The sequence below is a fragment of the Streptomyces sp. NPDC059456 genome (assembly GCF_042750055.1).
Lineage (GTDB): Bacteria > Actinomycetota > Actinomycetes > Streptomycetales > Streptomycetaceae > Streptomyces.
In genome coordinates this window covers 1-12,371 of the sequence record NZ_JBHYVA010000205.1, presented here as the reverse complement: position 1 = coordinate 12,371, position 12,371 = coordinate 1, and the positions used below count along the sequence as shown (strand labels likewise).

7 protein-coding genes are annotated in these 12,371 nt (G+C 77.1%); 5 read left to right on the top strand and 2 right to left on the bottom strand.

Features of this window, described 5'->3' with window-relative positions; all coding sequences use genetic code 11:
* Positions 1 to 122 precede the first annotated feature (122 nt).
* Genes ACFXA3_RS19500 through ACFXA3_RS19480 form a run of 5 tightly spaced genes read left to right on the top strand, consistent with a single transcriptional unit; the run spans position 123 to position 9,708 of the window.
* Positions 123 to 2,822 carry a lantibiotic dehydratase gene (locus ACFXA3_RS19500; RefSeq protein ID WP_385188311.1) on the top strand — a complete coding sequence of 900 codons (2,700 nt, stop codon included), beginning with the start codon at positions 123 to 125 and terminating at the stop codon, positions 2,820 to 2,822.
* Positions 2,819 to 4,033, top strand: a complete 1,215-nt coding sequence (locus ACFXA3_RS19495; RefSeq protein ID WP_385188310.1) for a lantibiotic dehydratase C-terminal domain-containing protein — start codon at positions 2,819 to 2,821, stop codon at positions 4,031 to 4,033. The genes ACFXA3_RS19500 and ACFXA3_RS19495 overlap by 4 nt, the downstream gene beginning before the upstream one ends.
* Complete coding sequence (locus tag ACFXA3_RS19490; RefSeq protein WP_385188308.1) at positions 4,030 to 5,898, top strand: hypothetical protein; 1,869 nt, start codon at positions 4,030 to 4,032, stop codon at positions 5,896 to 5,898. Before ACFXA3_RS19495 ends, ACFXA3_RS19490 begins: the two co-directional genes overlap by 4 nt.
* A complete protein-coding gene (locus tag ACFXA3_RS19485; RefSeq protein ID WP_385188306.1) occupies positions 5,895 to 7,910 on the top strand; it encodes a TOMM precursor leader peptide-binding protein in 2,016 nt (671 codons plus the stop codon). The genes ACFXA3_RS19490 and ACFXA3_RS19485 overlap by 4 nt, the downstream gene beginning before the upstream one ends.
* A 10-nt stretch (positions 7,911 to 7,920) precedes the next feature.
* Positions 7,921 to 9,708 (top strand): thiopeptide-type bacteriocin biosynthesis protein, encoded by a 1,788-nt coding sequence (locus tag ACFXA3_RS19480; protein ID WP_385188304.1) that lies wholly within the window; start codon positions 7,921 to 7,923, stop codon positions 9,706 to 9,708.
* Here ACFXA3_RS19480 and ACFXA3_RS19475 read toward each other — a convergent pair.
* A complete protein-coding gene (locus ACFXA3_RS19475) occupies positions 9,675 to 10,715 on the bottom strand; it encodes an NAD(P)-dependent alcohol dehydrogenase (protein WP_385188302.1) in 1,041 nt (346 codons plus the stop codon). The genes ACFXA3_RS19480 and ACFXA3_RS19475 overlap by 34 nt on opposite strands.
* Before the next feature lie 122 nt (positions 10,716 to 10,837).
* Positions 10,838 to 12,371 (bottom strand): prolyl oligopeptidase family serine peptidase (locus tag ACFXA3_RS19470; protein WP_385188300.1); only part of this gene is annotated, 1,534 nt, incomplete at its 5' end.

Here is a 12,371-nt window from a genome sequence, read left to right as displayed (position 1 = left end):
TGTTGTTTTAGTGACCCCTCGCGCGGCGCGGCGGCGCCGCCCCCCCCGCGGCCCGCCCCCACGGGCTGCGGGCCGACCCGGAGGACAGATCACCGGCCCACACCGCACCACGGGAGCCCGTCATGCCGTATCCCACCCAGCCGGCCGCACCGCCCCGTGCCGTGCCCGCGGCGAGGACCGCCCGCCCCGCGGCGGGGCCGACCGCCCGGACCGCCCCGTACGCGCTGGTCCGCACCACGGTGACGGCGCACCCCGCTCAACCGGACGAGGCCGCACGGGTACGCAGACTGCTCGGCCGGCTCACCGCCGTCACGGCGCAGGAGGACGCACTGCGCCCGGCCCTGTGCGACGACCTCTTCGCCTCCCGGTCCGGGCACGACGAGGAGTTCCACCGCCAGGTGGTGCTCCCCCTGCGCCGTGCGCTGCACAACGGCCGCAGCCCCCGCCCCGCCCTGCTCGCCCGGCTCGGCGACCTGCCCGTACGGGTCCCCCGGCTCGGCGGCTGGCTCGCCCTGCGCGAGCGGCGCGGAGCGCTCCTCACCGAGCTGGCCGAGGCCGTCCCGGACGCCCTCGGCGCCGAACGCTCCGGGCTCGCAGACCTGTGCCGCTCCCCCGGCTTCACCCGGGCCGTGGCGCTGACCAGCGCCGACCTGCTGCGCGCCGTGGCGCGGGCCGCCCGGGACGAGGGCGGGCGCAGGGCCCGCAAGGAGGAGCCCTCGGTGCTGCGGCACGCTCTGCGGGCCGGCACGAAGACCAGCCCGCTGTCGTGGTTCACCGCCGTGGGGTGGTCCTGCGCCCCGGCGGAGGGTGCGGCCCGGCCGCCGTTGCGGTCCACCGTGCGGGAGAACCGGGCCCTCGTCGCGGCACTGGTCGCCGCACTGTCGGACGCACCGCGCCGCCGGCGCGCACTGGCGCACCGCATGACCAGCGGCGCGCGGCCCGGCGGCGGGGGCCGGGTCCGCTACACCAAGGACCGCACGGCCTTCGCGGGCGGCCGCTATCTCGTCAGCCACGAGGAGACGATCGAGCTCGCCGCCCGCCCCGCCCTGGCGGCGATGGAAGAGGTCGCGGCCGAGCCCGCGCCCCTCGACGCGCTGGCGGCCCGGCTCGCCCCGGTGCTCGGGCGGGTCAGCGGGGATCCCGCCGTCGGCCGGTTCCTCGCCCGACTCGCCGACAGCGGACTGCTGGTGCCGGTGGAACCCGTCGACCCGCAGCACCCGGACCCCTTGCCGGCGCTGGCCGACTGGCTGCGCCAGTGGCCCGAGGACACCCCCCTGGCCGACCGCATCGAACAACTCGCCGCCGATACCGCCCGGTTCGCACCCGCCCCGGCCGAGGAGCGGCCCGCTCTGCTCGCCGGCCTCGCGGACCGCTGGCGGGACCTGCTGGCCGACGCCGGCCGGCCCGTCCCGGCCGGTGCGGCACCGCTGAACGTGCTCACCGAGGACGTGCTCGCCGGCGGGACACCCGACCGGCTGACCGGCGAGGACCGCACGGTACTCGCCGAACTGAACGCGCTGGCCGAGCTGTTCGACCTCGGACACGTGATGCGCCGGGTCGCGCTGGAGCGCTTCGTCTCCCGCTACGGGCGCGGCGGGACCTGCCCCGCCCCGTGGGAGTTCGGCCCCGACACCGCCGCCGCGTGGGAGGAGGCCGCACGCCTCGCCGGACGGCCGGCCGATGACCCCGCGCTCAGCGAAGAGCTGTCCGAACTCGCGCGGCTGCGCGCGGAGTTCGCCCTCGCGGTGCGGACCGCCTCGCTGGCCGCGCCGGGCGGCTGGGCGGACGAGATGGTCCTGCCCGCCGACGAGGTGCGCGGGCTCGCCGCCCGGATGCCCGGCTGGAGCGCCGCCCGCCCGCTCAGCTACGCGTGGTTCGTCCAGGGCGCGGCGCCGGCCGGCCCCGCGACGGGGCCCGGCTCCGGCGGCCTGCTCTGCGTCAACCACGTCTACGGCGGCTGGGGCCGCTTCACCAGCCGGTTCCTGGACGGCCTGCCCCCCGGCGCCGCCGCGGAGGTGACCCGGGAGATCCGCCGGGGCCTCGGCGCCGGCGCCCGCGCCGTCCAGATCCGGCCGGTGGGCGGCTTCAACGCCAACCTCCACCCGCTGCTCGTCGGTGAGGAGATCGGCCCCGACCGGCACCGGACCCGGCTCGCCGAGTCCGACGTGGAGCTGGTCCACGACCCGGTCGCCGACCAGCTCCGCCTCCAGGCCGGCGGCGAGCCCCTCGACGTGCTGTACCTCGGCTTCCTCGCCCCGGTCATGCTGCCGCAGCGCCTCGCGCCGTACCTGTGCGACCACCCGGGCGGTGTCGTGGACTTCCGCCCGCTGCTGCCCCGCCGCACCCTGGCCGCGCCCGGCGGCGAGGTGGTGCGCACGCCCCGGCTGCGCCACGGCCACGTCGTGCTCGCCCGGCGGCGCTGGCACCTGCCCGAGGGGGTACTGGCCGTGCTCCGCGGCGACCTCGCGGCCGACGCCGGCGAGGTCCCGGCGGCCGCGGTGGCGCGCTGGCGGGCCCTTCTGGAGCTGCCCGAGCAGCTGTTCCTGCACGCCGTGCCGGAGCCGCCCGCCGGCCGGGCCGCCGAGGACTTCGTACGGACCCTGCGCGCGCCGAAGCCCCAGGCCCTCGACCTGGGCAGCGCCCTGCACCTGAGGTGCCTGGCCGGATGGCTGGCCCGTCACCCGCGCGGGGTGGTGCTGGAGGAGGCGCTGCCCGTCTTCGGGGGCCACGACCGTCCCACCCGTGCCGTGGAGCTGATCGCCGAAACCTACCGGCCGGCGCGCCCCGCTCCGCCCGCCGTCCGCCGAGGAGACACCCGATGAACGCCCCGCCCAAGGGCCAGGACACCGCACGGCCCACCGCCCTCTCGACTGCCACTGCCACTGCCACTGCGACTGCGACTGCCGACGCCACCGCCGTTGACGTGGTCGTCTACCACTACGAGCCGGTCAAGGCTCTCCTGCTGCGCGAGGCCGTGCTGCCCCTCGCCCGACGGGCCGCCGCGGACGGGCTGACGGCTCACGTCGAACGCCACTGGCTGCACGGCCCGCACCTGCGGCTGCGGCTGCGCGGCCCCGCCGGTGCGGTGGCCGCCACGGCCGGGCGCGCGACGGCCGAACTGCGCGCCCGTGTCGCCTCGCACCCCTCGCGGGCCGCCGTCGACGAGCAGGAGCTGCTCGCGCAGGCCGCGGCGGCGGGCCGGGCTGAGCTGGTCCCGCCCCCGTACGGTCCGCTCGTACCGGACAACACCGTGCGGGTGGAGCCGGTGGACCTGTCGGCCCTGGAAGCGCTGATCGGCCCGGACGGGCTGCGGCTGCGCGAGGATCTGCTGGCCCTGGGCCTGCCCGCCCTGGAGGCGGGTTCCGCTTTCCTCGGCGAGCGGGCGGAAACGTCCGCCGCGCGGGTCGAGCTGGTGGTGGCGGCGCTCTCGGCCCACGCGGCCGCACATCCCGAAGGCCTGGTCGGCGGCCACTACTCGTACGTCTCCCACTTGGAGGAGTTCCTCGTCCACGAAGACCCCGACGGGCGGCTGCGCGCGGCGTTCGACCGCCGCTGGGAGGCCGCGGGCGGCCGCATCACCTCACTGGTGGGACGGATCGCGGGTGGCGGTGCGGCCGGCCCGGAACGGGCCTGGGCCGACTGGTCCGCCCGGGCCTGGCGGATCGCGGAGGAACGGCTGCGGGCGGGCGCGGACTTCGGCGGGGCTCCCGCCGAGTACCGGGACCGGGCGGCGGCGCTCGGCGACCGGGCCACCGCGGAGCGCTGGGACCGGGCGGTGCGCACCCGGTACAGCGACTTCCACCGGCTGCTGCACCGCTCGGACCCGCAGGGTGCGATGTGGGCCCGCCCCGACTACCTGGTGTTCCGGGCCTGTACGAACGGGCTGTACCGGCTCCTCACGGTCTGCGACGTCCGGCCCGTGGAGCGCTACCTCGCCGCCCATCTCGTGGTGCGCAGCGTGCCGGCGCTGACCGGCCACCGCTGGCAGGAACGCGTCGACCAGGTCATCGCCGACGTGGAGGGCGCGCGGTGAGCGGCGGCGAACCGCTGCGGATACGACTGCGGCCCGGGGTGGCGGTCACGCCGCTGCGCGCGGGCCTGCACCTGCGCGGCCGCGACGGGAGCGTCACGCTCGAAGGGAGCGCGGGCCTGCCCGTCCTGTGGGAGCTGCTGGCCGAGCGGCTCGGCGGGACGGGCGGCGGCGACGGGCAGGCGCAGCGTGCGGACCGGCCGCGGCCGCGCCTCGATCCGGCCGATCCCCGGGTCGAGTCCGCGCTGACCGCGCTGACCGCGCAGTTGCACGCGCACGGCCTGCTCGCCGAGTACCCCGCGCCCTCCGCGGGTGCGGAGCACGGGCCGGGAGCCGCCGGGCCGGGAGCCACCGGGCCGGCCGACTGGCTGGGAGCGTCCACGTACCGGCCCGGACCCGCGGCCGAGGCGCTCGCCTCCGCGCGGCCCGCGGTCGCCGCCGCCGATCCCGCCGAGCCGCTCGCCCTCGCACTGGTCAGCGCCCTGGAGCAGGCGGGAACCCGCCCGCAGGTGCACCGCGACGCCGGCCTGCCGGCCGGCCGCGTGGTGGTGGCGGCGGGGGCTCCGGAGGCATCCGTGACCGTGGCCGTCGCCGTGGGCCGTACCGCTGCCGGAGGCTTCGTCACGGACCCCGCCGGGCCCGGTCGGGCCCGCGCCGACGCCGAGTCGATCGCCGCCCGCCTGTCCCGCGCCGCGGACTCCGGCCCGGCCCCGACCGGGACGGGCGGGGCGGGCGGGCCGGGCGGGGAGGGCGGGACCGCTGCGGCGGCCGCGGCGCTGACGGCCCTGCTGGCCGGTGCCGCGGCGCAGCGGCTGCTGTGCGCCGTGGCCGGTCTGCCGGATCCCGCCGTCCGGGAGGAGGACCCGCTGCTCCTCCCGGACCGTCCCGCCGTACTGGTCGCCGAGGCCGGGCCGCCGCGTGCGTCCTACCGTCCGTGGCTCACCGGACGGGTCGATCCGGCGGCCCCGCCCCCCACCCCTGCGGGCAGCCTGGCCGGGGCACTGCGGAGCATCGCAGCACTGGGCGATCCGTACCTGGGCGTGCTCGACGCGCCGCGGCCCGGCCGGCTGCCCCAGTTGCCCGCCGCGCTGGCGGCCTGTCGTACACCGGCCGGGCCCCTGGTGGCCGGGGCTCCGCGGGCGGACCTCGCCCGGCTGACCGCGGCGTGCCGTGCGGCCGAACTGCACCTGGGCGAGGGGCCGTCGGGCCCGGTGGCGGTCGGCGCCGGACCGCAGCACGCCCTGGGGCGGGTGCTGCGCCGGGCAGCCCTCACCGCGGCGGGCCGGTCCCGTCCCGGTCCTGCCCTGGGCCGCGCCCTGAGCGAGGAGGAATGGCGTGAGCATCCGCAGGCCCGCCACTGGTGGACGGTGCTGACCCGGCACCTCGGACTGCCCCTGCACATGACGGTCCGTCAATGGGGCCCGGAACAGGCCTGTCTGGCGGTCGTACGGGACGCCGCCGCGCGGCCCGGAGCCGCAGGAGTGGCCGCCCGTGCGGTGGAGGCGACGGCCGCCGACGCCGCGGCCATGGCCGCGCTCGGCGCGGTGACCCGGGCCATGGCCGCCGGGCACGGTCCGGCCGGGGCCCTGCACACCGCGTTCAGCGGCGCCGAAGCCGCCCTCGCCGCCGCGGGGGTCGAGCCCGCCGCATGGACGGACGAGGGGTGGACCGACCGCTGGCTGGCCGGGGTGGCAGGGCGGGAGCCGGAGCTGTGCGCGGCGCTGGCCCGGCTGACCGGCCTGCACCCCGAGCCGTGGCTGCCGGGTGCGACGGAGACGGGGACGGCCCGCGCGGCACTGCACGCCTGCGGGTTCACCGTGCTGAACGCAACGGCCGGGGCGGCCGGACCGGCTGGAGGAGAGAGATGAGCAGGACGTTTGCATCCGCTGTCGCCGGGCCCGGGGCGGGGGCGGCCGGCTTCGCCGACGGTGTTCCCGTGCTCGATCCGGCTGCCGCGCTGGACACCGCCGAGGGCGCGGCCGTCGTCCACTTCACCTCCTGGACCCTGGAGTTGGCGGAGCGGGTCAGCCGCCACGCGCTGACCCGTCCCGTACGCCTGGTGCCGGTGCGCGAGGACGGTGCGCTGACCGTCGTCGGCCCCGTACTGGAGCCGGGTGCGCGGGCGTGCCTGGTGTGCACGGAGTACCAGCGGCTGGCCACCGCGGGCGGCAGGGTGCCCTGGCAGAGTCCCCGGCTGGCGCTCGGCGGGACGGGCACCCCGGCCCTGGCCGGGGCGGCCCTGCTGCTCGCGGCCGCCCTGCTGGAGACCGAACCACCGGACACGGACACGCCGGGGGCACACCTGACGGGGGCACGTCCGCCGGACTCCGGCCGCCCGGAGGCCGGGCCCGGCGCGGGGGCGTGGACGCCGCCGCCCGCGACCGTCCACGTCATCCAGGGAAACCGGGCCACCTGGTCCACCCATGCCGTCCGCCCCGTCGGCGGCTGTCCGGTGTGCCGCCCCCTGCCGGCCGACTCCCCCGCCGCGGCCGGGCTGCCCGCCACGCCGCGGCCGCTGCCCGACCCCGCCGTGCTGCGCGGCCCCAACGACCGTACGGACGCGGAAGGGCTGCGGGCCGAGCTGCACGACGAGCGGTTCGGCCCGGTGCGCCGCCTGTTCCGCACCGAGGACTCCGCGTTCGCCCTCACCACCGCCTGGGTGACGGACGGCCGGCTGCTCGACGACGGCGGTTACGGCCGCTCCGCCGACTTCCGCTCCAGCGAGCGCGTGGCCCTGTTCGAGAGCGTGGAGCGGCTGGCCGGCATGCGCCCGCTGGGCCGCCGTACCGTCCTGCGCGCGTCCTTCGCCGAACTGGGCCCCGGGGCGGCCGTGGACCCCGGCCGGCTCGGTCTGCCCGACCCGGCCCACGCGGGCCATCCCGCCACCCGGACCGTTCCGTACCACGAGGGCCTGGAGATGGACTGGGTGTACGGCTGGTCCCTCACCGAGGGCCGTGCCCGGGCGGTGCCCGAGCACGTGGCGTACTGGGACCTGCCGCAGGGCCCGGGCCGGTCCCGGGTGGTCTACGAGTCCTCGAACGGCTGCGGACTGGGCAACAGCCCCCAGGAGGCCGCTCTCTACGGGCTGTTCGAGGTGGCGGAACGGGACGCGTTCCTGATGGCGTGGTACGCGCGCACGCCGCTGCCCGGCGTCGCGCTGCCCGCCGACGACCCGCTGGTGACCTCCCTGGCCGCACGCGCCGCCCTCATGGGCTACCGGCTGGGGCTGCTGGACGCCACCAACGACCTCGGCATCCCGGCGGTCGTCGCACTGTGCCGCTACGAGGGGAGCCATCCCGGTGCGCCCCGCACCTTCCTCGCCGCCGGGGCCCACCACGATCCGCGGGCCGCGATCCGCTCGGCGGTGGCGGAGGTCGTCACCAACGTCCAGGACGCCGTGCACCGGCCGGCCGGCCCGGGCGGCCCGCGCGACCCGGCGCGGCTGCGTCCCATGCTCGACCGGCCCGAGCTGGTGGTCGACCTCGACGACCACGTCGGGCTCAACACCCTGCCGGAGGCCCGGCCCAGGCTCGACTTCCTGTTCGACGGCGTCCGGGAGGTTCCGTGGCAGCAGCGGTGGCCGGGCGCGCCCACGCCGGTGACCGACCTCACCCGGCTGCTGACGGACACGGTGGCACGACTGGCCGCCGAGGGGCTGGAAGTGGTCGTCGTGACGCAGGACGAGCCCGGGATCCGGGAACGGCTGGGGCTGCACTGCGCCAAGGTGATCGTGCCCGGCACCCTCCCGATGACCTTCGGTCACGTCAACCGCCGCACGCTCGGGCTGCCCCGGCTGCTGGAGGTGCCGCACCGGCTGGGGCGCACGGCGCGGCCGCTGCGCCATGACGAACTCCCCCTGCACCCGCACCCGTTCCCGTGAGGACGCTCCGATGACCGAACACCCGAACGCCGCCCCGTCCCGCAGCGCGAGCACCGTCCTCGCAGCGTCGCCGTCGCCGTCGCCGTCGCCGGCTCCGGCCGGGAGCTGGCAGAGCCTGCACCTGACCCTGCACACCGACGGCGCGGACACCGACGCCTTCGTCACCGGTGCGCTCGCCCCGCTGATGGACTCCCGGTGCGGACCGGACGGCGCCTGGTTCTTCATCCGCTACCACGAGGGCGGCCCCCACCTGCGGATCAGGTTCCGCCGCGACCCCGATGACGGCCCGGGCCAACTCGACGCAGAACTTGCCGAGTTGGCCGCGGCCACCCGCCCCGTCACCGACGCCTGGCCCGGCCGGCACGGCGAGGTGCGCGTGGTGCCGTACGAGCCGGAGACCGAGCGCTACGGCGGGCCCGCCGCCCTCCCGGTGGCCGAGGAGGTCTTCGTGCACGCGACGCGGGCCGCCGTCGCCGCCCTGCGCGCCGTACCCGGCCGCACCGACCGGCTGCGGCTCGCCATGGACCTCGCCCACGCGACGGCCCACGCCCTGGGCCTGGACGAACTGGACTCCGCCGGCTGGCTGCGCCGGCACGCCGCTTCCTGGCGCTGGGCGGCCGAAGTGCGGCCGCTGCCCGGAGCCGCCGTGCACACCCGCGTCAACACGGTCTTCGCGGCCCAGCGGACGACCCTGGGCCGGCGCGCGCGGGCGGTCCGCGCCGCCGTCGACGACCGGTCGGCCGCGCCCTGGCTGCTGGAGTGGACCCGACGGGTGCGGGCGGCCGACGCCCTGCTGCGTACGGCCGTGCCGGCATCGGAGCGGCCGGACGCGCCGGCGCGGACGGACCGCCGGATGTGGGTGTGGGCCTCACAACTCCACATGCTGTTCAACCGGTTGGGGGTCACCCCCGACGAGGAGCGGGCGGTGTGCCGGCTCGCGGGCCGCGCCCTGCTGGAGACAGGGGACGAGAGCGGCTTCTTCGACGCCGGGCCGCTCGCCGCCGACTACCAGTACCTGGAGCGGAGCAAGTTCCAGATCGGCCGCCCGCAGGACACCGCCGTGCGGAGCGTCGCACTCCCCCGGCTGCCGTCCGGGTACCGCCCCGAGGCCGAACGACCGCTTCCGGCGGCGGAGTTGCCACCGCTGTCGCTCGCCGAGGCGCTGCACCGCCGCAGCTCGGCACGCGGAGAGCTGCGGGGTCCGCTCACCGCGGAGGAGCTGGGCGGGGTGCTGTGGCACGCCCACGCCCCCAGCCATGCGTCCCGGCAGCTGCTGCCCGACGGAACGGAACGCACCCGGCACCACCGGCCTTACCCGAGTGCGGGGGCCCTGTACAGCGTACGGGTGCGGCTGCTGGCGCTCTCCGTGACCGGGCTGCCCCCGGGCACCTACCACTGCCTGCCGGAGCGGCGGTCGCTGGTCGCCCTCGGACCCGCTCCGGAGCTCGGCGGGCTCAAGGCGCTGTCCTCGTACCTCTCGCGCCCGGCCAGGGATCCGGACGCCGTCGGGATCGACGGGGCGCCGGCCGTCCTGGCCGTCCACCTGGACCTCGGGCTGCTCCGCCGCCGGTACGGGCTGCGCGCGCTGCGGCTGGGCCTGCTGGAGGCGGGGCACCTGGCCCAGGCGCTGCAGCTCACGGCCGGGGCGTTCGGGCTGGCCACGATCCCGCTCGGCGGTCTGCAGGACGACTTGGCGCACGAACTGCTCGGCCTGGACGACCTCGACGAGCCGGTCCAGTACCTGCTCCCGCTGGGCCGGGCCCGTCAGATGGTGGCGACGTCGATGACGAAGCGGTAGCGGACGTCGCTGGCCAGGACCCGCTCATAGGCGTCGTTGATCCCGTCAGCGCCGATCAGCTCGATCTCGGCCGCCACCCCGTGCTCGGCGCAGAAGTCCAGCATCTCCTGGGTTTCGGCGATGCCGCCGATGCCCGAACTGCTCATGCTGCGGCGGTTGCCGAACAGCGACTGCAGTTCCAACTGCGCCGCTTCCTCCGGGAGGCCGAGGTTGACCATGACCCCGTCCGTGCGCAGCAGGGAGAAGTAGGCGCCGAAGTCGAGCGGGGCCGAGACGGTGTTGAGGATGAGGTCGAAGCGGCCCGCCAGGTCCTCGAAGGTCGCCGGGTCGGCGGTGGCGCGGTAGTCGCCGGCGCCCATCCGGATGCCGTCGTCCTTCTTGCGCAGGGACTGCGAGAGCACGGTGACGTCGGCGCCGAGCGCGTGCGCGAGCTTGACGGCCACGTGCCCGAGCCCGCCGAGGCCGACGACGGCGACCTTCCTGCCGGGTCCGGTGTTCCAGTGCCGCAGCGGTGAGTAGGTGGTGATGCCCGCGCACAGCAGGGGCGCGGCGACGTCGAGCGACAGCGCCTGCGGGATGCGCACGACGTAGTTCTCGTCGACGACGACCTTCTGCGCATATCCGCCGTACGTGGGCTGCCCGTCCTTGCCGACGGCGTTGTACGTCCAGACCGGGCCCTCGGTGCAGTACTGCTCCAGGCCGGCCTTGCAGTTGGCGCACGCGCGGCAGGAGTCGACCATGCAGCCCACGCCGACCCGGTCGCCGGCCCGGAACCTCGTCACGCCCGGGCCGGTCTCGGCGACGACGCCCGCGATCTCGTGCCCGGGCACCATCGGGAAGATCGCCTTGCCCCAGCCCTCGCAGACCTGGTGGATGTCGGAGTGGCAGATGCCCACGAACGCGATGTCGATCAGTACGTCGTTCTCGCCGACCGCGCGGCGGTCGACGGTGGTGCGTTCCAGGGGTGCCTTGGCGGCGGGTGCGGCGTAGGCGGCAACGGTGGTCATGGGGATGCAGGCCTTTCTCCGGGGGATCCGGGGGCATGCCGGAGGATCCGCAGATGTCGGATTGCCCTTCGATTATCGGTGTTCGCGGTGTCCTCGTCTCCTTCGGCGCCCGGCCGCGGAGGTCACGCCGTCGGGCTCGCGCCGAGATGGCGTTCCAGCCAGCGGGCGGCGGCGCGGCGGTAGGTGCGGCGGTTGTCCGCCCGGAGGAACTCGTGGCCCTCGTTGCGGAGCACCAGCATTTCCGCGGGCAGCCCGCGGTCCCGGGCGGCGCGGACGAACTGCTCCGATTCGGTCGGCGGGACGTTGGTGTCGTGCTCGCCGTGGACCGTGAGCACGGGGACGCGCAGCTCGTGGACGCGGCTCATCGGGGACAGCGCGCGCAGCAGCTCCCGGTCGTGTTCGGGGTGCCCGTACTTGGCGGCGGCGGACTGGGCGATCCAGGGTTCCGTGCCGGCGAAGAACGTGTCGAAGTCCGACATCCCGCACACCGCCACTCCGGTGCGGAACAGCTGCGGGTGCCAGACCAGCGAGGCCATGGTCAGGTACCCGCCGTACGAGCGCCCCATCACCCCCAGCCGCAGCGGATCGGCGTACCCGAGGGACACCACGTGGGCGGCGCAGTCGGCGACGTCGTCGATGGCCGCGAAGCGTCCGGCGCCGAGGTCGGCGTCGACGAAGGACCGCCCCCAGCCGGACGAGCCGCGCACGTCGGGGGCGAAGACGTCCAAGCCCCGGCCGAGGAGTTCGTGGTAGAGCGGGTTGAACACCGGCCGTTCCTGTTCCTCCGGACCCCCGTGGAGGTGGATCACGCACGGGGCCGGCCGGCCCGGCTCCCGGTCCGGCGTGCGGTAGTACCAGCCGCCCAGCATCAGCCCGTCCCGGGCGCGGCAGCGCACGGGGGCCGGGCGCACGGGGGGCCGGCCGGGCGGGGCCGCCTCCTCGTCGCGCGCCGACCAGGGGGTGCGCAGGGGCGTTCCGCCGCCGTCCAGTTCCCAGATGCCGGGCCGGCGGCGCGAGCCCGACAGGGCCGCGAACACGGCTCCGCGGCCCGCGGCCATGCGGGTCACCACCTCGTGGGGCAGTTCCGGGTGGTGGTGCGGCCCGGAGTCGCCCTCGCCGTCCGCGTCCGCGGCGGGCAGGGCGATGCTCTGCAGTTCGCTGGCGCCGTGGACGTTCCAGGCGAGCAGGCCCCACCGTCCGTGGTCGGGGACGGTGAGCAGGTCGAGGGCGGACCCCTCGCGCTCGGCCGCGACGAAGGTGCCCCCGCAGGCGCCGTCCTCGTCCAGCCGGACGCGCAGGAGGGCCGCGTACTCCCGTTCCCGGTCGCTGCGCAGCCACAGGGTGCGTGCGTCGGGAGCGAAGCGGCCGATCCACGGGTCGCCGTCGGCGACGCGCAGCGCGCAGGTGGTGCGGCCGGACGCGGTGTCCAGGACGAGGGCCTCGCGGTGGCCGCGCGGGCCCCGGCGCAGCAGCGCGAACCGGCCGTCCGCGCTGATGTCGCAGACGCGCAGGGAGGCGGCCCCCGGCTCGCTGAAGAGCAGGACCGGGGCGACGGCTGCGTCCGGGTCGACGAGGTAGGCGGCCAGCCCGCCACCCGGGGCCGGTCCGCCGCCCCCGGCCGGTCCGCCGCCCGGGGCCGGTCCGGCGCCCGGGGCC

Coding starts and splice junctions, on each gene's coding strand:
- ACFXA3_RS19500 (WP_385188311.1), top strand. CDS start 123: ATGCCGTATCCCACCCAGCCGGCCGCACCGCCCCGTGCCGTGCCCGCG.
- ACFXA3_RS19495 (WP_385188310.1), top strand. CDS start 2,819: ATGAACGCCCCGCCCAAGGGCCAGGACACCGCACGGCCCACCGCCCTC.
- ACFXA3_RS19485 (WP_385188306.1), top strand. CDS start 5,895: ATGAGCAGGACGTTTGCATCCGCTGTCGCCGGGCCCGGGGCGGGGGCG.
- ACFXA3_RS19480 (WP_385188304.1), top strand. CDS start 7,921: ATGACCGAACACCCGAACGCCGCCCCGTCCCGCAGCGCGAGCACCGTC.
- ACFXA3_RS19475 (WP_385188302.1), bottom strand. CDS start 10,715: ATGACCACCGTTGCCGCCTACGCCGCACCCGCCGCCAAGGCACCCCTG.